17 protein-coding genes and 1 other RNA gene are annotated in these 20652 nt (G+C 41.2%); 4 read left to right on the plus strand and 14 right to left on the minus strand.

Annotation, left to right across the window (positions count from 1 at the left end):
• Positions 1-54: 54 nt before the first annotated feature.
• The 7 genes from recQ to NSS65_RS09880 form a co-directional block, all read right to left on the minus strand.
• Entirely contained in the window at positions 55-1857 is a 1803-nt protein-coding gene (gene recQ, locus NSS65_RS09850; protein ID WP_144496158.1) for a DNA helicase RecQ, read from the minus strand.
• A gap of 133 nt (positions 1858-1990) precedes the next feature.
• Positions 1991-2176: non-coding RNA, 6S RNA (gene ssrS / locus NSS65_RS09855), on the minus strand.
• Between the two features lie 132 nt (positions 2177-2308).
• Positions 2309-2809 carry a TraR/DksA family transcriptional regulator gene (locus tag NSS65_RS09860; RefSeq protein WP_034280603.1) on the minus strand — a complete coding sequence of 167 codons (501 nt, stop codon included), beginning with the start codon at positions 2807-2809 and terminating at the stop codon, positions 2309-2311.
• Between the two features lie 91 nt (positions 2810-2900).
• Positions 2901-3548, minus strand: coding sequence for an SDR family oxidoreductase (locus NSS65_RS09865; protein WP_046311467.1), 648 nt, complete (start codon positions 3546-3548; stop codon positions 2901-2903).
• Between the two features lie 175 nt (positions 3549-3723).
• Positions 3724-4062 (minus strand): PH domain-containing protein, encoded by a 339-nt coding sequence (locus NSS65_RS09870; protein ID WP_024422682.1) that lies wholly within the window; start codon positions 4060-4062, stop codon positions 3724-3726.
• A 278-nt stretch (positions 4063-4340) separates the two neighbouring features.
• The gene (locus NSS65_RS09875; RefSeq protein WP_080769829.1) at positions 4341-4478 is read right to left on the minus strand and encodes a DUF4025 domain-containing protein; all 138 of its coding nucleotides are present in this window, start codon (positions 4476-4478) and stop codon (positions 4341-4343) included.
• Positions 4479-4527: 49 nt separating this feature from the next.
• The gene (locus NSS65_RS09880) at positions 4528-4740 is read right to left on the minus strand and encodes a DUF6501 family protein (protein WP_024422683.1); all 213 of its coding nucleotides are present in this window, start codon (positions 4738-4740) and stop codon (positions 4528-4530) included.
• A 212-nt stretch (positions 4741-4952) separates the two neighbouring features.
• Here NSS65_RS09880 and NSS65_RS09885 point away from each other — a divergent pair, with 212 nt between their 5' ends.
• The 4 genes from NSS65_RS09885 to NSS65_RS09900 all read left to right on the plus strand — a co-directional run bounded on the left by NSS65_RS09885 (position 4953) and on the right by NSS65_RS09900 (position 10328).
• Complete coding sequence (locus tag NSS65_RS09885; protein WP_034280593.1) at positions 4953-6437, plus strand: aldehyde dehydrogenase family protein; 1485 nt, start codon at positions 4953-4955, stop codon at positions 6435-6437.
• 102 nt (positions 6438-6539) lie between these two features.
• The gene (locus NSS65_RS09890; RefSeq protein ID WP_144496159.1) at positions 6540-8414 is read left to right on the plus strand and encodes a prenyltransferase/squalene oxidase repeat-containing protein; all 1875 of its coding nucleotides are present in this window, start codon (positions 6540-6542) and stop codon (positions 8412-8414) included.
• Positions 8407-9228 carry a superoxide dismutase gene (locus NSS65_RS09895; protein ID WP_034280588.1) on the plus strand — a complete coding sequence of 274 codons (822 nt, stop codon included), beginning with the start codon at positions 8407-8409 and terminating at the stop codon, positions 9226-9228. The genes NSS65_RS09890 and NSS65_RS09895 overlap by 8 nt, the downstream gene beginning before the upstream one ends.
• A gap of 149 nt (positions 9229-9377) precedes the next feature.
• Complete coding sequence (locus NSS65_RS09900; protein ID WP_034280586.1) at positions 9378-10328, plus strand: bile acid:sodium symporter family protein; 951 nt, start codon at positions 9378-9380, stop codon at positions 10326-10328.
• A 35-nt stretch (positions 10329-10363) separates the two neighbouring features.
• Here NSS65_RS09900 and odhB read toward each other — a convergent pair whose 3' ends face one another.
• The 7 genes from odhB to cdaS all read right to left on the minus strand — a co-directional run bounded on the left by odhB (position 10364) and on the right by cdaS (position 20595).
• Positions 10364-11620 carry a 2-oxoglutarate dehydrogenase complex dihydrolipoyllysine-residue succinyltransferase gene (gene odhB, locus NSS65_RS09905; RefSeq protein WP_046311476.1) on the minus strand — a complete coding sequence of 419 codons (1257 nt, stop codon included), beginning with the start codon at positions 11618-11620 and terminating at the stop codon, positions 10364-10366.
• A gap of 14 nt (positions 11621-11634) precedes the next feature.
• A complete protein-coding gene (gene sucA / locus NSS65_RS09910) occupies positions 11635-14469 on the minus strand; it encodes a 2-oxoglutarate dehydrogenase E1 component (RefSeq protein ID WP_034280582.1) in 2835 nt (944 codons plus the stop codon).
• Positions 14470-14693: 224 nt separating this feature from the next.
• On the minus strand, positions 14694-16610 hold the full coding sequence (locus NSS65_RS09915) for a VWA domain-containing protein (protein ID WP_046311478.1): 1917 nt from the start codon (positions 16608-16610) through the stop codon (positions 14694-14696).
• A gap of 11 nt (positions 16611-16621) precedes the next feature.
• A complete protein-coding gene (locus NSS65_RS09920; RefSeq protein WP_034280579.1) occupies positions 16622-17500 on the minus strand; it encodes a MoxR family ATPase in 879 nt (292 codons plus the stop codon).
• A gap of 89 nt (positions 17501-17589) precedes the next feature.
• On the minus strand, positions 17590-18168 hold the full coding sequence (locus NSS65_RS09925) for a superoxide dismutase family protein (RefSeq protein WP_034280578.1): 579 nt from the start codon (positions 18166-18168) through the stop codon (positions 17590-17592).
• Positions 18169-18246: 78 nt separating this feature from the next.
• A complete protein-coding gene (locus tag NSS65_RS09930) occupies positions 18247-19566 on the minus strand; it encodes a peptidoglycan endopeptidase (protein ID WP_041117706.1) in 1320 nt (439 codons plus the stop codon).
• A gap of 402 nt (positions 19567-19968) precedes the next feature.
• Positions 19969-20595, minus strand: a complete 627-nt coding sequence (gene cdaS / locus NSS65_RS09935) for a sporulation-specific diadenylate cyclase CdaS (RefSeq protein ID WP_024422691.1) — start codon at positions 20593-20595, stop codon at positions 19969-19971.
• Positions 20596-20652 lie beyond the last annotated feature (57 nt).

Here is a 20652-nt window from a genome sequence, read left to right on the forward strand (position 1 = left end):
TGAAAGGATCAGAAACCTCCTGTTGAAAACGTGTCCAAACGCAGCGAAAAAAATTTATTTTTCTTCTTCAACCTCTTTATTTTTTTCTTTTTCTATAAATAAACGGATTTCTTTTAAAAAAACATCCCCGTATTTCTCTCTTTTTTGAACGCCTATTCCCTTAATATGGAGAAGTTCTTCTTCTGTTTTAGGCTGAACGGCTGACATTTCCTTCAAGGTTTGATCAGAAAATACAACAAATGGCGGAACGCCCTGCTCTCTCGCCAGCTTCATTCTCACCGCTCTCAGCTGCTCAAATAATGCATCGTTTTCTTGAATCGCCTCTCTTTTCACTGCCTGTTTTTTATACACAGCCTCTTGCCCGACTAACACTTTCTTTCCTTTATGTGTCACTTTTAATGTTGGATAAGCTCCTTCAGACATGTGCAAATACTCTTCTGTAATTAAAAATTCGATGAAATCACTGATTTGCTGGGCTGATTGCTGCTTCATTAAAGCGTATGTAGGAAGACGGTCGAAACCGAGGTCAAGCACTTTTTTATTTTTAGAGCCTGCCAGTACTTGAGCAATCATCATTTTTCCAAACCGCTCGTTCATTCTAACCGTACACGATAAAACCATTTGCGCTTCTCGAGTGACCTCTTCACGCTCTCTTTCATCAAGGCAATTGCTGCATTTTTGGCAAGGGGTACTTGCTGATTGATCAAAGTAGTCCATCACAAATTGCTGCAGACATTGCTCAGTGTGACAGTAATCGACCATTTGTCTTAGTTTAAGCAGTTCATGCTGATAGCGCACTTCATCTTCTGTTGACTGTTCAATGAGGAATCGCTGCATTCGTACGCCCTGCGGCGAGAACAGTAAAATGCATTCACTTTGGAGCCCGTCTCTGCCGGCGCGTCCAGCTTCTTGATAGTAGCTTTCAATATCCCTTGGAATTTGGTGATGAATCACAAAACGGACATTTGATTTATTAATTCCCATGCCAAATGCAGATGTAGCGACCATAACCTGGATGTCATCATTTAAAAACAGGTTTTGCTGCTCTTCTCTTACATTGTCATCTAACCCGCCATGATAAATGCCAGCTTTGATCTTTTGTTTCTTTAGCCGATTGTAAATGTTTTCGGCTTCTTTTCTTGTAGCAGTATAGATAATGCCGGACTCAAGCTTATTTTTCTTCATATAATGTGTGATAAAGCGGTCACTATTTTCTCCTTTGACCACCTGAAAAGATAAATTTTCTCTAGCAAACCCAGTAAAAATGGTTTCTTCTTCGTTCATGCCAAGCTGTTCACATATATCTCGGTGGACCTTTTTCGTGGCTGTAGCAGTTAATGCGACAATCACTGGCCTTTTTGTCAGCTGATTTAAGCATTCTTGAATAAAGCGGTAGCTTGGCCTAAAATCATGCCCCCACTCAGATATACAGTGCGCTTCATCAATTGCAATTAAAGGGATCGTTAACCGATCAAGCAGCTGAAAAAAACGCTCATTTTGTAAACGTTCAGGTGTGATATAAAGCAGCTGATATTCCCCATCTTCACATTTTTTCAGCCTCTTATTCATTTCAGCTGCGGAAAGTGTGCTGTTTAAAAAGGACGATCGTATGCCCATTTCATTTAGCGCATCGACTTGATCTTTCATTAAAGAAATTAGCGGGGATACAACGATCGTTGTTCCTTCCATCATCAGGGCAGGAATCTGGTAGCAAACCGATTTCCCTCCGCCTGTCGGCATAATACAAACGGTATCCTTCTGTTTGTTTACAATCGATTCAATGGCTTGTTTCTGTCCCTGCCTAAATGCGTCAAAGCCAAAGTATTGTTTCAGGAGTGCTTCTGCTTGTTCTAACATCCAATTCCCTCTCCGTCTTTTGTTTTGTCTATTTTAACATACATTCATGCCTCTTCCGGCCGACTGTGCAATTTCGTTTTTTCACAAAATAAAAAGCCATTTTCCGCAATGGAAAATGGCTTGAATCATCCTAGGAAAAGCTGCGGATGCCGTAATCTAAGTAAGAAAGTTTTAAACCACCACTCCTCAAAGTGGGTGTTTGCAGAAACGTTCCTGTCTTCCTCGCTAAGGAGGCATGACATTCCGGCTTCAATATAAAACTCCCTATTACAGCTTAAAGGTTAAAACTTAATTAACATTACGCGCATCGCAGCCTTTAAACTATATTACACGAAAGTTTATTAAATTTCAAGAGATCTTTTTTCTATGAAATACTCATGTATACAAGTTATTTGTTCATGTGTACATAAGAAAAAATTATTCTGAAAAAATTTAACCTTCGCTTATGATCCTATTTTTCCTCATCTACATCAACATCCTGCTCTTCCTCTAATCTTTCATACGTATCTGAATGCATCTGATCCATTGTTTCTCTATTTGTTAAATCGCGCATTTGATCGGAGAATGAACGGTCAAATTCGTTTGGATCTTGAGTGGTTTCTTCATTTTTCTTTGCATCGATTGAATAACGTGTATATGGAACTGCTTTTAAACGCTCGTATGGAATCTCTTTCCCCGTTTTCTCACATATCCCATATGTTCCGTCTTCCATTCGTTTCAGTGCTGCATCGATTTCACCTTCAAGCTGATCATCGACTTGATCCAGCGTTTGTTCTGTCATGCGGTCTAAATAGATGCTCCCATGATCAGCGATATGATTTCCAACACCATTTGAAATCTCACTCGATTCAACGAGCATCGATTCTTCTTTCTTTTTTGATCCCTTCACATCTTCTTTTAATTGAATCAATCTTTCGTATAAATCAGCTTGTTGTTCTTTCGTTAAGCCCACGGTCAATCACTCCTTTCTCATTACCTTCCCGCTGAAAGGGAAAAGAAAACATCAAAAAAGCCGCCGCCTCTTTGGCAGCAGCTTTCTTTTCTTACAGATGGCGAAGTGCTTCTTCTACTGATTTTCCGCCTTTCATCAAGTCGAAGGACTTATTTTTCACATTGGATTCTGTTAAGCTCTCCACAAGAACAATGGCTACGTCCTCTCTTGAAATCTCGATGTTTTGATCATCTGGAATATGTTCGGCAGCTTCAATCTTTCCTGTCTTCTCCTCATGCAGCAAAGCACCTGGGCGGACAATCGTATAGGAAAGACCAGACTGTCTTAAGTGCTCATCGGCTTTTCTTTTTGCTTCATAATAAGTTTCCATACTTCCTTGTCCTTTTCCTTGGTTCGGATCATCTGCATTATAGGCACTAAGCATAACAAAATGCTGGATGTTTTCTTTTTTCGCTGTATCAACGAGGCGTTTTGCACCTTCTTGATCGACCGCAATGGTCTTATCTGCACCTGTTTTTGAGCCTGAACCAGCTGCAAAGATGACAGCGTCTGCTTGTTTTACAGCATCTGTCACATCTTTTTCAAGATCACCGATGACAGGTGCTGCCCCAAGTTCCTTTAGTGCATCAGCTTGTTTTTCATCTCGAATGAGAGCAAGCGGCTCATGTCCTTTTTCTTTTAAATAACGAACGACAAGTCTGCCTGTATGTCCATTTGCTCCTGCAACTAACACTTTCATTGTTCATTCTCCTTTCTGTATCTGTTTCATCTTTATCCTTTTTTACTATCATTCAAACACTTAAGCAGAAAAAAGCCCTTCCCATCAGATGGGAAGGACTTAGCAATGTGCGATCTATAAAAATAAGAACGAAGAATGAGAAAAGTGCATATGATCTATGTAATCGCAAGATTGATCAGCAAAGATGTTTTGTCAAAATGGCTTGCACATCACTCAAATCCGTCTCTTTGGAAAAGTCGAGTTCAAATACTTTTGAGCTTGTGACAAGCAGCATACCTGTGTCCTGATCAAACACGCCAGCTTCTTGTATGGCAAAACTTTCAATTGATCGATACGGCAAGGAGACCCTGACTTTCTTCTTAGAAAATACGCGGTTATCGCCAAAGATCAGTCGTTTATTGGTAAAGCAAATTTGGTCGTGACGCAGTCTGTAAACAGCTTCAATTCTTTCCCCTTCAATCAATAAGGATTCGAATTTCTTATCATTTTGTTTACTGACAGAAAAAATACCCACGTAAACCCCCTCTTCCTGCATCAAATTCCTTTTGACAAAACGGCCACACGGCTCTGTGGGTACGTTTTATTCTCACTTATAGAATACGCTATAAATGGTCGTTATTCCATTACGAATAGATTAAATTTCATTTAACTTTTTCTTTTTGATCCGATGCTCTTTCCTCTACTTATTTAGACTGTTAAAGCAGGAAAAAAGTTTCAGTTCTTTTCGAGAAAAAATGCTGCTTCATTCCAATAAAAAAAACAGTGATTATGCAAATCACTGTTTTTAAATGACTATTCGTCTTTTGGTGTATCAATCGTTCCCTCGGCATACACATCGGAAATCTGTTCAAGCGTAATCGCCATATCAGCGTCCTCGTGTTCATGCCAAGCATGTTGATTTTTCTGCTCGTCATTTTGCTGCTTTTTCATCATCATCACCCTTTACTGTTTTTCTTAGTATGAGTGATGGTCCTCAAAATCATTCAGCTGAAATATCTTCGAAATACTCCTTGTAATACCCGCCTACTTTACCCGTGTTGTCAACGACAAACAGAAATTCTTCTGTTTCATTTTTCACTTCATATGTGCTTCCAACCGTTAATGCCCGATCGACCATATATTTTTTCGCATTTGTATGTACACATTTTACTTGTTTTAACGTTTGAGCCGTTTGCCAGTTTTGATGGATCATGATTTAAAAACTCCTTTTTTCATCTATACATTTATTGTAGCCAAATTTTCGCGAAATGCAATGAGTGTTATGGATTGCTTTCAAACATGTCGTGTAATATGATTATTGTATACGTTTACATCTTTGTGCGTATAAAGTTTCGTTGCATGTCCGCTTTTCCCACCTAGAACTCGCAGAAAACAATCCATATCTTTAAGGAGGTTTGTTTATTTATGAGCTCTACAACACTTCAAATTAGTTCAAAACTTGAATCTTTTCTCCAAGGGACGAAAAAACTCTACATTAATGGTCAGTTTGTCACAAGTCACGATAACAAAACCTTTGCTACTCCTAACCCAGCCACAGGCGAAACCCTTATTGATGTTTATGAAGCAGGTGCAAAAGATATTGATGAGGCAGTAAAAGCTGCAAAAAAAGCCTTTCATGGTCCTTGGCGCTCCATGTCTGCCGCTGAACGCGCCCGCCTCATGTTCAAGCTTGCTGATTTAATGGAAGAAAATCAGGAAGAGCTTGCACAGCTAGAAACTTTAGATAACGGAAAACCAATTAATGAAACAACAAATGCAGATATCCCCCTCGCTATTGAGCACATGCGTTATTATGCGGGCTGGACGACAAAAATGAATGGACAAACCCTTCCTGTCAGTCAAGGATATTTTAATTATACCCGCCATGAGCCGGTTGGTGTTGTAGGACAAATCATCCCATGGAACTTCCCTCTGCTCATGGCTATGTGGAAAATGGGCGCCGCACTTGCAACAGGGTGCACCATCGTTTTAAAGCCAGCCGAACAAACTCCACTCTCTGCTCTTTACTTAGCAGAATTAGTGGACAAAGCCGGCTTCCCAGAAGGCGTGATTAACATCGTTCCTGGATTTGGCGAAACAGCCGGAGAAGCCTTAACTGATCATCCTGACGTGAACAAGCTGGCCTTCACAGGGTCAACAAGTGTTGGGAAATTAATTATGGAGAAAGCGGCTAAAACCATTAAGAGGGTCACATTAGAGCTTGGCGGAAAATCACCGAATATTATTTTACCTGATGCCGATTTAAAGAAAGCCATTCCAGGTGCTTTAAATGGCGTCATGTTTAACCAAGGCCAAGTATGCTGCGCGGGTTCCAGAGTCTTTGTTCATCGGAGCCAATATGATGAAGTGGTCGATCAAATGGCCAAATATGCAGGATCCCTCAAGCAAGGCGCTGGTCTTCATCAAGATACGCAAATTGGACCTCTTGTAAGTAAAGAACAGCACGAACGCGTGTTAGGCTATATTGAAAAAGGTAAATCCGAAGGGGCAACAGCCGTTGTCGGGGGCGATTGCCCTTATGAGGCTGGCTATTTCGTCTCCCCTACTATTTTTAAAGATGTAGAAGATGAAATGACCATTGCCAAAGAGGAAATCTTTGGACCTGTCTTATCTGCCATTCCTTACGATTCCATTGATGAAGTGGTCGAACGTGCCAACCAGTCTGAATATGGATTAGCAGCAGGACTTTGGACAGAAAACTTAAAGCATGCCCATGATATCGCTGCACGTCTTGAAGCAGGAACGATTTGGGTCAACTGCTATAATGTCTTTGATGCCGCCTCCCCGTTTGGAGGATATAAGCAATCAGGTCTTGGCAGAGAAATGGGATCATATGCCCTTAACAACTATACAGAAGTCAAAAGTGTATGGATTAATCTCCAAGACTAATGACGTCAAGAAAGCCGGTGACCGTGTCATCGGCTTTTTTGTGTTTGCATGTGACAGGCCGGCTCCTGAATATAGTATGAAAGGAAAGGAGCATGGCCGCATATGCAAGATTTTAAATTAAAAGTAAACGAATTTATCGAAGAATTGCACATAGAGATGCAGCGAAGACAACGAGAAGATGGCGCCTTTGTTTTCTGCTTTGAAGGTCCAATGATGACAAATGCTTTTTTGATTATGCTGTTAAAGGCTGTCGGCGATACGGATCAGGCTTTCGTTGATCAATTAGCAGAAGCGATACGCGAAAAGCAAAATGAGGATGGGTCTTTTTCTTTGTATCATGATCAAACGGGACATGTAACAGCCACTGTGCAGGGCTATTGCGGAATGCTCGTTTCAGGCAGGTTTCAACAAGATGAGCCTCATATGGAAAAAGCAGCGCAATATATTCGATCAAATGGCGGATTAAAGAACGTTCACTTTATGACAAAGTGGATGCTCGCCGTCAACGGCATGCACCCTTGGCCGTACTTCTATGCACCACTTTCCTTTTTACTCATCCCTACATACTTTCCGCTTCACTTCTATCATCTTAGTGCATATGCAAGAATTCACTTTGTGCCAATGATGATTGCACTCAACAAACGATATACTTCTCATGAGAAATTTCCAAGCCTAGCACACCTTGATGCAAACATGTCTAAGAATCCATTTGACTGGTTTATGGCAAGAGAAGAACGTTCCACTCATCACTTTCTGACTTACATGCGATCGTATACAGCACTCGACAGCCGGCTGGACTTTTTCGGATATGAAGCAGCAAAGCGATATATGTTTGACCGCCTCGAAAAAGATGGCACACTGTACAGCTATTTAAGTGCAAGTATTTTTATGGTCTACGCACTTATGAGTCTTGGGTACTCCCCAGGACATCATCTCATTTTAAAAGCAGTCAAAGGCATGAAAAAGCTAGTCACTGACTGTCAGGGCAGAATGTATGCAGAAAATTCCACATCCACAGTTTGGGATACAGCGCTTGTCAGTTATGCTTCTCAAAAAGCTGGCAAAAAACAAGAAGACCCAGTCATCACAAAATCTTTCTCATACTTACTGAACCGGCAGCAAATGAAGAAAGCAGATTGGGCGATTCATAACCGGCATGCTGCTCCGGGAGGCTTTGGTTTTTCAGATATCAATACGAATAACCCTGATTGTGATGATACGCAAATTGTCTTAAAAGCCATTCCTCGAACGTACGCACCAGTTCAGTGGAATCGAGGATTCAATTGGCTTCTTTCCATGCAAAACCGTGATGGCGGGTTTTCTGCTTTTGAAAAAAATCAAGATCACTTCCTGCTTCGACATCTGCCGCTTGAATCTGCGGAGGATGCAGCAATTGATCCATCGACTCCCGATATTACAGGCCGCGTGCTTCATCTCATTGGTCTTGAAGAGAAAAACATGTCACCGCCTATTCACAGGCAAAAAGACCAATGTGTCAAGTGGCTCCTAGATCATCAAGAGAAAAATGGATCATGGTTTGGCAGATGGGGTGTTTGCTATATTTATGGAACGTGGGCAGCATTAACAGGTCTAAAAGCTGCCGGCATCCCCTCCACCCATCCTGCTGTCCAAAAAGCATGCCGATTTTTAAAGCAGATTCAACGAGAAGATGGCAGCTTCGGAGAATCATGTAAAAGTGCAGAGGTAAAAACGTATGTCCCCCTCCCGTTTGGCACAGTGGTTCAGACGGCTTGGGCAGCAGAGGCACTTTTACAATATGAGAAGCCCGATGACAAAACGATTTTAAAAGCCATCTCATTTTTGATCCATCATCAGCACACGAATGAAGCCTTGCACTATCCAGTAGGCATTGGCCTGCCAAAGCAATTTTACATCACTTATCATAGCTACCCATTTGTCTTTCCGATGATGGCTTGTTCCACATTTTTAGAAGAAATGAGGCGTAAGAATGAATAAGGAAGAGTACCGTTTGCAGCTCAAAGAGTGGCTTAGCTCCATTCAACCCGCGATTCAAGATGACAACATCCGTCAGAAAGTAGACCATTTATGGTTCTCAATGGATGATGAACATTCCAGTGAACAAGAGTGGTACGAACTGGCAGAACGTATTGCTGAGGACATGAACCCACAAGAAGACATGCGAGAGGTAGCAGCTGGAAGTCACAAGTTACCTCCTCTCCCTTACCGGTATGATGCACTAGAACCGTTTATATCAAAAGAAATTATGTATTTGCATCACCAGAAGCATCATCAATCATATGTAGATGGTTTGAACCAAGCTGAGCTTGCATTAAAAAATGCAAGAAGAACCAATGATTTTAAAATGATTAAGCATTGGGAACGGGAGCTTGCCTTCAATGGTGCGGGGCACTATTTACATTGTATTTTTTGGTTTTCCATGAGTCCTTCAGGAAAACGAAAGCCCACTGGACAAATGCTTCGTCTCATTGAACAATCGTTTGACAGCTATGATGCATTTAAATCTCAATTTTCAGCAGCGGCCAAACAAGTAGAGGGTGTTGGCTGGGCCATTCTCGTATGGGCGCCCAGATCTCAGCGATTAGAGATTTTACAAGCAGAACGCCATCAATTTTTGTCACAATGGGACGTGATCCCCCTTCTAGCCCTTGATGTATGGGAGCACGCCTACTACCTTCAATATCTGAATGAAAAAGCGAAATACGTAGATCGTTGGTGGAGTGTGGTCGACTGGCGTGAGCCAGAAGCTAGGCTTAAGCAGGCACAACAAGTGAGATGGACCCCTTTTTAAAACGATGCTCCATATAGGCTAATGCTTATATGGGGTATTTTCAGTTTACATAATTTTATTATTAACACCTTTATAAAGAATGGGTTGTTTTTTCAGAAAATTCGTTTAAAATAGGAAAGATATGTGAGGAAAGTGAGATGAAGCAATGAATGAACATTCTTTTAACCATTAGTCAATTTGCAGGAAGAACCTTTGCAATCTGGGTCATTATCTTTGCATGTCTTGGATTTACTTTTCCTGACGTATTTTCTCAGATTGGACCGTATATCCCTTTTTTATTAGGTGTCATTATGTTTGGGATGGGGCTTACGTTATCTGGTGAAGATTTTAAGGAGCTTTTTCGTAAACCTCTCTATGTGTTAATCGGGGTTTTGGCGCAGTACACACTCATGCCGCTGATCGCCTTTCTATTAGCTTACGGATTACGGCTGCCATCTGAAATTGCTGTAGGCGTTATTCTTGTGGGCTGCTGCCCGGGCGGTACAGCATCCAATGTCATGACCTTCTTGGCAAAAGGCAATATGGCATTATCCGTAGCGGTCACAACTATATCGACCCTTCTTGCTCCCTTTTTAACGCCTCTCTTTATCTATATTTTTGCAAGATCATGGTTACCTGTATCACCGGAGGCATTATTTTTGTCGATTGTCCAAGTTGTGCTAATTCCTATTATCCTAGGAGTTATCGTTAAGGTATTTTTCAAAAAACAAGTAAACTATGCAGTTCAAGCATTGCCGCTTGTATCTGTTGCTGGAATTGTGTTGATCATTGCAGCGGTTGTCAGTGCAAATAAAGAGCAGATTCTTCAATCTGGATTACTGATATTTGCCGTTGTTATATTACATAATGGACTTGGTCTCTTATTTGGTTACCTGATCGCAAAGTGGTGCAGAATGGATATTCCTTCTCGTAGAGCGATCTCGATCGAAGTAGGCATGCAAAACTCCGGGCTCGGTGCAGCGCTAGCAACAGCACACTTCTCACCGCTCGCAGCCGTACCAAGTGCAATTTTTAGTGTGTGGCATAATTTATCTGGTTCCTGGCTTGCGACGTATTGGTCAAAACGAGGACAACATGACAGTGAAAAGAAAAAAAGCTAGCACCTTAACAGGTGCTAGCTTTTTATAATTGAAGATTAACCTTCAAGTAATAGCTGCTCAGGATCTTCAAGCAGATTTTTAATCGTAACGAGGAATCCAACTGCTTCTTTACCATCGACAATACGGTGGTCATAAGAAAGAGCTAAATACATCATCGGACGGTTCTCAAAACGTTCTTCATCAATCGCCACAGGACGAAGCTGAATTTTATGCATCCCTAAAATTCCAACTTGCGGACTGTTTAAAATCGGAGTTGATAGCAGAGAACCAAATGTTCCGCCGTTTGTGATCGTGAATGATCCACCTTGTAACTCATTAAGAGACAATTTGTTATCTCTTGCTTTTTTCGCAAGATGACCAATTTCTTTTTCAATCCCCGCAAATGACAATCTGTCTGCATCACGGACAACCGGTACGACAAGTCCTTCGTTTGCAGCAACAGCGATGCCGATGTCATAGAATTTCTTCAAGACAAGCTCATCACCTTGAATTTCTGCGTTAAGCAGCGGATATTTCTTCAGTGCTGCTACAACTGCTTTTGTAAAGAAGGACATGAAGCCAAGCTTGACATCATTTTGTTCTAGGAAGGCATCTTTACGACGCTTTCTTAAATCCATCACAGCTGTCATATCGACTTCATTAAATGTCGTCAGCATCGCAGCCGTTTGTTGAACTTCAACTAAACGTTTTGCAATTGTTTGTCTGCGGCGTGACATTCTTTCACGTTCAATAGGCTTTCCTGTTTGTTCAGTTTGCACCGCAGCATTTGCTTTTGGCGCGGCTTTCGGTGCACTTGCAGGTGCTTCATTCTTTTGATAAGAAGCGACATCCTGCTTTCGTACCCTGCCCAGCGGATCTACGGTTGGAATCTCAGATAAGTCTAACCCCTTCTCTCTCGCTAATTTTCTAGCTGCAGGAGAAGCGATAGTTCTGCCATTACCAGCTTTCGGCTCTTCTTTCACTGCTTCTTCTTTTTGAGCAGCTGCCGGTTCTTCTTTCGAAGCTGGTGCAGAAGCTTGCTCAGGTGCTGGAGCTGCGGACTCGCTTCCGCCAGCTTCACCTGCTGCAATCGTTCCGATGACCTCTCCAACTTGTACAGTGTCACCAGAATCTTTCAGTACTTCTTTTAATACACCAGATTCTTCAGCAGTCAGTTCGACATTGACTTTATCTGTTTCAAGTTCCAGCAGGTACTCCCCCTGCTCCACATAATCGCCCGGCTGCTTTAGCCATTGAGCAATCGTTCCTTCCGAGATTGATTCCGCTAATTCAGGTACTTTAATTTCCGCCATTTTTCATTTCCCCCTTAGTTTTTGCGAGTCAAGCTATCAGATACAATTCGTTCTTGTTCTTTTTTATGCACAGTTGGATCACCCTCAGCCGTACTTGAACGTCTTCTTCGGCCGATGTAACGTACTTTTACTTTTTCAGGTGCAATTTCACGTAAATATGGCTCAATGTATCCCCAAGCTCCCATATTTTGCGGTTCTTCTTGCACCCATACGATTTCTTCTAAGTTTGTCAGCTTTGTTAAAATTCCTTTAATATCTTTGGCTGGGAACGGATATAGCTGTTCCACTCTTGCAACGTGAAGCCAATCTTTCGGCTCTTCCATTTGAGTAAAACGATCACTAATATCAATGGATACCTTCCCGCTAGATAGCACGAGACGCGATACTTTTTCGTGATCATGTACAAGACCCGGCTGTTCAAGAACTGGACGGAACTGTCCATCTGTTAATTCTTGGACTTCAGACAATGTGTTCGGGTTACGAAGCAGACTCTTCGGTGTCATAATGACAAGCGGACGAATCTCTTCACGAAGCAGCATTTTCGCCTGTCTTCTAAGAATATGGAAATATTGCGCTGCACTAGTCAGGTTCGCAACTGTCCAGTTATTCTCAGCAGCTGATTGCAGGAAGCGTTCTGTTCTTCCACTTGAATGCTCAGGACCTTGTCCTTCATATCCATGCGGCAGCAGCATGACTAAACCTGATTTTTGTCCCCATTTTGCACGGCCAGCTGAGATAAATTGATCGAAATACACTTGAGCCGCATTTGCGAAGTCTCCGAATTGAGCTTCCCAAATCACTAACGTTTCAGGAGAATAGACATTATAACCATATTCAAACCCGATGACTGAGCCTTCTGACAGTGGACTGTTATGGACTGTAAACGATGCATTCGCATCACTTAGTTCATGAAGAGCAATAAATTCATCTCCCGTTTGACTGTCGTGAAGAACAAGGTTTCTTTGAGCAAAAGTACCACGCTCTGAATCCTGTCCGGTCATTCGAATTGGCGTACCGTCTTTTAATATAGATGCAAATGCGAGTGCTTCCCCAAGTGACCATTCTACTTTACGGTCATCTGTAAACACTTTTGCACGTTTTTCAAGGATCCGCTTCAGCTTACCAAATACTTGGAAATCATTCGGCCAGCTGATCAATTCTTCATTCAGCTTTCTGAGTACATCAAATTCTACTGATGTATCAACTGCTGGGAAGCCGTTTGATACAGGCTCTGGCAGTTCGATTTCTTGAATCGTATGCTCTTTCTTTGAAGGCACCTTTTTATAAGCTTCTTCTATTTTTGCTGTCACAGCCTGCTCGATTTCTTCACGCTGCTCTTTTGTCAAAAGACCTTCTGAGACAAGTTTATCTGCAAAGATATTCTTGACCGTTTTGTGCTTTCTGACCGCATCGTACAGCATTGGCTGAGTTGTAGAAGGCTCATCCATTTCGTTATGACCGTATCTGCGGTAACCGATCAAGTCAATAAGGAAATCCTTCTTGAAGCGTTTGCGGTATTCTACAGCCAGCTGAACAGCCGCTAAACACGCTTCTGGATCATCTGCATTGACGTGAACAATAGGGATCTCAAATCCTTTTGCAAGGTCACTCGCATATTTCGTCGAGCGGGATTCATTGCTTTCTGTTGTAAACCCGATCATATTGTTGGCAATAATATGGATGGTTCCGCCTACTTGATAGCCTACAAGTTGGCTTAAATTTAATGTTTCTGCCACAATTCCTTCTCCAGGGAATGCTGCATCCCCATGAATTAAGATGGCTAACGCTTTTTCAACGTCTTGAACTGGATAGCCTTTTTGAGTACGTGATTCCTGAGCGGCACGCGTGCTTCCTTCAATGATTGGATCAATGAACTCCAAGTGACTTGGGTTATTAGCAAGCGTAACTCTCGCACTCTTTGTATCTTCGTCTTTGATTTGACGGTCAGCTCCAAGATGGTACTTAACATCCCCTGTCCATCCGTAGCTGATGCCAATAGAGCCTTCTGATGGAACGAGCTCTTTATTTGGCGCATGCTGGAATTCTGAGAAAATGATCTCATATGGCTTTCCTAACACATGTGCTAATACATTTAAACGGCCTCTGTGTGCCATTCCAATGTTAATATTTGAAGTCCCTTGTGTAACAGACTCTGAAATAATTTCATCAAGTACTGGGACAAGTGCGTCTAAACCTTCTATAGAGAAGCGCTTTTGCCCAACAAATGTTTTATGAAGAAACTGCTCGAACTGCTCAACTTCTGTTAATCTCTTGAAAACAGAAACTAATTTATCTGCTGGTTTTTTCTTAAATAGTTCACCAGATTCAATTGATTTTGAGAGCCAGTTTCGCTCTTCGAAGTCATGCACGTGATCAAACTCAAATGAAATGGTACGTTTATACGTATTTCTCAAATGGTTAATGGCTTCTATGCCGTTTGAAATGTGTTTTGGTGCATCCGGACTAATAATAGATATCGGAATATTCTTGACATCTTCTTCTGTTAAACCGTACTCCTTTAAAGGAAACAGCTCTTGTAATTCCTTTTCTTTGCGAAGAGGATTGACGGAAGCATTTAAATGGCCATACGTTCTGATGTCTTCTGCCAGTTTAACGACTGATGCTATCTTTTGGATTTGTTCAGAAGTAACTACGCTATTTTCTTTTTTCCCAATTTCCTCCTTCATTTCACTCGGTGGTGCACCAAGTTCATCAAATATGCCTCTTAGATCTTCATCAACACTAGTAGGATCCTGGACATACTGATCGTAGAGCTCGAGCACATAGCCGAGGTTCGGACCATGAAATTCTTCCCAACTCAACGGTTGTTTCACATCATTTTGAAACATTTTGAACACTACCCCCAACTTTGATCATCAAGTGATTGAACACTATCTCGATATAACTTCCAGAACACAATGACCAAATTTATGTAATAAAACGCTTCCAATAATATTCTACCACTGTTTTGGATTACTTTCTACATTCTTTGTTCAATTAAAGATAAAAAATTCACAGAAAAACAAAAAATTTAAATCATTCCGAAAAATAATTTGAAGAAAGGGGCAAAACCTTATGCCCCAATGCTTTTATGCAGCAGTTTCTTCAGTAATGGATATAAAACATCTGGCAATGTATCGACATCTGGTACAAAAATGCTGAACTTGCCATACATATCTTGAATGGTTTTCATCTGTGCTTCTTCTATCGGCGAATTGGATAAAAACACATTGATCACCTCAATGCCCTTTTTCCTCGCTTCAAGAACTGCTTCATGTGTATCGACAATCCCATTTTGTTCGTAGCTGAACGCAGCTGGCTCTCCGTCTGAAAAGACAATCAGAAACTTTTGCTCTTCTCTTCGCTTTAAAATCATCTTTGTCATTTGGCGGATCGCATAGCCATCCCGGTTATCCTCTTCTGGCTCAAGAGACATAATAGAAGGCCCTGCGTCAAATAGAGAATCTTTGAACGACACAACTGTGTTGAAGTAGTTTGGCTGACTTGTTTCTGTTGCGTCGTTTGTATCTTCCCAAAACCCAACAATTTGATGTGGGACTTGCACGGATTTTAACGCTTCATGAAAGAGAACAATGCCTTTTTTCGTCTCATCCATCTTGTCAAACATGCTCGCTGAACAGTCTACTAATAAGGTGAAAACAGCATCAATCTGAGAAGACGGTGCCTGTTTTTTATAGAAAAGACGCGGGTTAGACTCTGTAAAGTAGCGAATCAGCTTTTTACTGAGACGTCCTGCATGAAGGTCTGTTTTAGGCCATGATTTTTTATGTTCAAGTGTTTTTTGGATCATTTGTTTTAAGCGTTTCTGATAAGGCTCAATTTCCTTCGCATGCTGCTTGTAGGCATCGATTTGTTCTGGCTTAGGAGGATCTGGTGAAATCATGACTGGAAACGCATATTTGTTTTCTTTTCCATTCTCATGACCATCTGCTCCGCTTTCTTCACCTTCAGCCTCTTCCAGCGCTTCAAGCTTTGAATAATCTTTTCGGTGTGTTTGCTTTGCAGAGCCTTGGACAGTACCGAGTGCCTGATCTCCGTCATCACCTTCTCTTGCCGCATCCTTACCAAGATCACTTTTACCGCCGTGCTCTAAATCAAATTGAAGGAAGCTTTTGGATGGCGCTTCGGTTTCTCGATGCCACACTTCCATATACTCTTGGTGAATGTCTTCATCGCCTTCTTTTTCTCGGTCGACTTTGATGTCCTCACTTAATGTAGGTTTTCTTTTTAAGTCATGGAACAGCGGTTCTTTTGCCGCTTGTTCATAGTCCAATTCAGGGAAGAAAAAGTACGTATTCAGCATATCCTTTTCAAGCAGTTCATCGAACCCTTCCATCAATTCTTTGACAATAGCTGCGATGTCTGCAGTTGAACCCGCATCATATACACGTTCAAGACTTGACTCAATAAACGGAATCATCGGGTTGATCTGCTCATGAAGAGGCGGAATCTCTTCGAGCGGAGAATCAGCTGTCAGCTTCAGATAAATCGCACAAAAGAGTGCATCTGTTAAAATACTTCGTTCTTGGTTAATCGTTAATTGTGTCTTAAAGTGACGCCGGTACAGCTCTCTTCTTCGTTTAAATACCTTTTTTGTTCCTGGGCGGTCATGCTTAATCCGCTCTTCAATCCGGATATCTTCAAACAGCATAAACAATTGTTTACATACATCAGGAATGGATAATGTATGAGCAAAGCGAATGATCTCCTGAAATACCGTAAGATCACTATAAACCGTGCCTACTGCACGAAGGAACACATCACTTTTCAGCCCTGCTAGCATATCTTCTTGTTTACGATCATCCCAAAAATGACTGATGAAAATTTTCTTTTCAAACGGTTCATAGTAGGACTGCACACCGTATTCAAGCTCGACATCATCACTTTTTGCTAACGTTTTGGCTAAATCCGTTAATTCCATAAATAAAAATGAATCGATTCTGCTGTCATTAAATTTGATGAATTTCAAAAGTTAGAACCTCACTCGAATAATGTTTGGGCGATATTTCTTACCGCTGCTTTTTCCCGGTCATCTTCCAGCTTTTCAACAATGCCTCGTTCAACGGCACGAAGCGGCGGGATGTATTGCGCAAGATCACAAGTATCTAGAAGCGCGCGGATGGATGCTGCTTCTTCACTCACCTGTCCGTTATGAGCTTGTGTAATAAGGTCTGATGAGAGCTGAACGAATTGATCAATTAACCGCTCATCCTTTAAAACAGATTGAGATTGCAGTACATCTTTCAGGATACCGCCGCCGATATATGGAACGTCAATGACCACAAAACGGTTTTTTAACGCTTCATTTAGAGGCACTGTGCCGACATATCCTTCATTGATTGCCGCAATGACCCCAAAGCCTTCTTCTGCTTTAACAACCTCACCTGTAAATGGGTTTGTCATCATTTTTCTGTAATCGAGTACACCATTTAAAATAGGCAGTGTTTCTGGCTTCGCCATGTTGATTTCATCAATATATAAAAGATGGCCTTTTTTCATTGCTTTTGTCACAGGTCCTTCAATGAATTCAATCGAAGCCACCTGACCATCATTGTGGATGGTTTTATAGCCAATCAAGCTTTCAGCATCAAGATCAACCGAGCAGTTCACACTGTGCATCGGCTGCTGAAAGAAAGCGGATAATGTTTCTGCTAGTTTTGTTTTACCTGAGCCGGTCGGTCCCTTTAAAAGAACGTTTTTTCCTAGTGCTAATGCAATCATGGCATCTTGAATGATAGAAGTATCCTGTGATTCATAGCCGCCTGTTCCAATAAGTGGACGAAATTCTTCTTCCAGCACTTTTGCTTTTGCTTTAATCATTGCTTGAATTTCTTCTGGGAGTGATTGTTCGTTAAACATGTATGATTAATTCCTCTCTTCGATCATTTTCCTCACCAAGTATACTAAAAAAACCTTTATGCACTCAATACATAAAGGTTAGACTTCTGTTATTTTGCCATTTCTTTTGTTATCGCTCCGCAAGCGATACGTTTTCCTGAGTTACCAGAAGGGTTACTTAAGTAATCATCTGCTTCTGCATGAATGATAAAGCTTCGCCCATTTTGATCGATTAATTGATTCGGGCCTCCCTTTAACATCACATCTGGTACATTCACGACAACATCAATTTGTCCATCTGCTCCCACCTCTAAATTAGGCATATCTCCAGCATGGTGCCCCTTTGGATTGTCAAAACCATGCTCTCTATGGGTTGGATTAAAGTGAGCTCCTGCCGTTTCAAAATCTGGCGTTTCACATATTCCTGTTTCATGAATATGAAAACCGTGAGGACCTGGTGGCAGCCCTTTCGCTTTCACATGCAGATCCAGCCCATTTTCTGAGGACTCTCTTATTTCAATGCTTCCTATTTTTTGCCCGCTTTCGTTTATGAGTGGCGTCGTGACTGGTGCTTGTTTAGGTGCTGAAACTTCGCTTGTTTCTTCGGTCGTTTCTTTTTTCGGCGGTGCATGACATGCTGATGCGGTAAAGATCAAACATATCATGATCATCCACACTGACTTTTTCATTTATGACTGCCCCCTTTTGTTATCAGTATGGACAATCACAGCAGCAGGCAAACAAAAAAAGCCGAAAATCGGCTTTTTTTAGAAGAAACGTTTTGCACCTAAGTAGGCTTTTTTCCAATATGGGTTGCTTAAGTTCGAAATTCCTACTCCATTGTCACTTGCATGAAGGAAATCTCCTCCGCCAAGGTATAGTCCCATATGAGAAGGGCCTGCTTTGTACGTTGTAAAATAAACAAAATCTCCAACTTGTGGTGTGCTTACAGGAGTCATCATATTCCAGTAGCCAGCTGTGCTTAATCTGGATACAGATGAAACTTTGTTAATGAGATAGTAAACAAAGCCGCTGCAGTCAAATCCTGCTGGTGTATTACCGCCCCATCTGTAAGGAACGCCTGTCAGCTTTTTCCCCTCTTGAATCATTGTCGTGATCTTTGCATTCATTGGTACATCATTTTTGTTATTGTCGACTGGCTTTGTTGAACCGTTAGACGTAGAACCATTCGATCCAGTTGAACCGGAAGCTGCACCATTGATTTTTAATACTTGTCCAATTCTAAGCACATCACTTTTTAAGTTGTTGGCTGTGCGGATTGATTGAACCTGTACTTTGAATTGATTCGCAATTTTCCATAACGAATCACCTGATTTTACAGTATAAGATGTTGTTTTCCCGCTAGAAGACTGGTTACTGTTTGAATTGCTTGGTTTAGTAGGTTTCGGCTGACTTGGTTTTGATGCAGCCGTCCCTTTTACTTTCAATACTTGATTCGGATAAATCATATCAGATTTTAATCCGTTCAATGTTTTGATTTCACCAATCGACATATTTAGCGAATTCGCAATTTTCCAAAGTGAATCCCCTAATTTAACCTTGTATGTACTTGATGATGAACTATTTGAATTCGTTGTCTTATTGCTTGAGCTGGAATTTGAAGATGAGTTTGAATTTGATGACTGGTTTCCGCTCGTCTTCGTGCTGCCAGATACCTTTAGCTTTTGACCAGGACGAATCAGGTCGCTGTTTAAGCTGTTTAGGCTTTTTAAGCTCGCAACTGACATTTTATGATTTTTTGCAATCAGCCATAAAGAATCGCCAAGCTTTACAGTATAGCTGGAAGTCTTTGAAGCACTTGATTTCGTTGCTTTTGACCCTGTTGATGAACTGGATTTCTTGCTTTTTTCGCCAGGAATTTTCAAGCTTTGTCCTGCAAAAATCATTGTCGTTTTTAATTGATTAAGAGATTGAAGCTCCGAAATACTTGTATTGTACTGTTCGGCAATCTTCCAAAGTGAGTCACCGCTTTTCACCTTGATCGTCTGTGCTTCTGCCGGTGCAGCAAACACAGCTGAGCCAGCGATCGCTGAAACTGTGAGGCCGGTTACTACTTTTTTCTTCATAGAGGAATCTCCGCCTTTCATGATTTTGTTCAATAAGACTTATGTACTAGTTTTGAGTTTAGCATTTAATGGTTCTGCTTCTCTTGCACTATTTTATCTTTATTTCTATTATATTACTCGACATGAAGACGTTGGGCAATAACAAATAGGCTAAAGCAGCCAACTCAAAATGCTAAAACAAAGCCATATCGTTTCTATCGGCTGTTTGTTGTATTTATAAACATTTTTTAAGGAATTTTTAAGTTGACGTTTAGAAATTTGTCAAAACAAGCACGCTGCTAGTTTCATAGTTCTATTCTACATGACAAATTTTTCTGTATCAAATGACTTTTTACTTAATTGGCTGATTTTTCTCCGCAAATAAAAAAGCATCCTTCCGAATGAAGAATGCAGCGTTCGTTATTATTTTCTTATTTCCGGATCTTTTACGGTAAGCGGGTAAAGCACGCCTTCTTTCGCAAACGACATTTTTCCCGTTTCTTCTGACACGACAAGAACAAGTGCATCGGTCATACCAGAGAGTCCGATCGCTGCCCTGTGCCTTGTGCCAAGCGAAGGACTCACTTTTTTTGATGTAAGCGGCAGCACATTTGCAGCAGAGACAAGTGTATTTTCTTTGACTAAAAGTGCACCGTCATGCAGTGGATTTCCCGGATAGAAAATGCTTTCTATTAAGGAAGCACTAATTTTCGCATGAAGGTTTGTCCCTTTTTGAATAAAATCCTCAACCTCATCGCGTCTTTGAATCACAATGAGTGCTCCATGCTTTTGTTTTGATAAATTCTCAATGGCTAAAGAAAATTGAGCAAATCCTGGTGTGAATTCTTCCATATACGCTTGTAAATAAAACGACGAGGCCTCTGCATGCATTTCATTAAACTGATCATGCAATGCTTCGAGATCACAAAGTAAACACTGCTCTGTTTCATCAAGAGAATCAATGATGTCACTTGCATCCTTCATAATGTTCATCAAATGTGTTCTCATACCGGCTTTAAATATCACTTCTTCGTTCGTCCGATGGATCATCTGACCTTTTCCCTCCTTCTTTCGCTTGTTGTTATAAAATAGCAAATTGTGCACATT

It is taken from the genome of Bacillus sp. FSL K6-1006 (assembly GCF_038593175.1).
GTDB lineage: Bacteria > Bacillota > Bacilli > Bacillales > Bacillaceae > Bacillus > Bacillus safensis.

Excerpts from the sequence above, each read along its gene's own strand:
- recQ (WP_144496158.1), bottom strand. The coding sequence starts at position 1,857 with ATGTTAGAACAAGCAGAAGCACTCCTGAAACAATACTTTGGCTTTGAC.
- NSS65_RS09865 (WP_046311467.1), bottom strand. The coding sequence starts at position 3,548 with ATGAAAGTGTTAGTTGCAGGAGCAAATGGACATACAGGCAGACTTGTC.
- NSS65_RS09875 (WP_080769829.1), bottom strand. The coding sequence starts at position 4,478 with ATGAAAAAGCAGCAAAATGACGAGCAGAAAAATCAACATGCTTGGCAT.
- NSS65_RS09880 (WP_024422683.1), bottom strand. The coding sequence starts at position 4,740 with ATGATCCATCAAAACTGGCAAACGGCTCAAACGTTAAAACAAGTAAAA.
- NSS65_RS09885 (WP_034280593.1), top strand. The coding sequence starts at position 4,953 with ATGAGCTCTACAACACTTCAAATTAGTTCAAAACTTGAATCTTTTCTC.
- NSS65_RS09890 (WP_144496159.1), top strand. The coding sequence starts at position 6,540 with ATGCAAGATTTTAAATTAAAAGTAAACGAATTTATCGAAGAATTGCAC.
- NSS65_RS09895 (WP_034280588.1), top strand. The coding sequence starts at position 8,407 with ATGAATAAGGAAGAGTACCGTTTGCAGCTCAAAGAGTGGCTTAGCTCC.
- NSS65_RS09900 (WP_034280586.1), top strand. The coding sequence starts at position 9,378 with ATGAACATTCTTTTAACCATTAGTCAATTTGCAGGAAGAACCTTTGCA.
- odhB (WP_046311476.1), bottom strand. The coding sequence starts at position 11,620 with ATGGCGGAAATTAAAGTACCTGAATTAGCGGAATCAATCTCGGAAGGA.
- sucA (WP_034280582.1), bottom strand. The coding sequence starts at position 14,469 with ATGTTTCAAAATGATGTGAAACAACCGTTGAGTTGGGAAGAATTTCAT.
- NSS65_RS09920 (WP_034280579.1), bottom strand. The coding sequence starts at position 17,500 with ATGTTTAACGAACAATCACTCCCAGAAGAAATTCAAGCAATGATTAAA.
- NSS65_RS09925 (WP_034280578.1), bottom strand. The coding sequence starts at position 18,168 with ATGAAAAAGTCAGTGTGGATGATCATGATATGTTTGATCTTTACCGCA.
- NSS65_RS09930 (WP_041117706.1), bottom strand. The coding sequence starts at position 19,566 with ATGAAGAAAAAAGTAGTAACCGGCCTCACAGTTTCAGCGATCGCTGGC.
- cdaS (WP_024422691.1), bottom strand. The coding sequence starts at position 20,595 with ATGATCCATCGGACGAACGAAGAAGTGATATTTAAAGCCGGTATGAGA.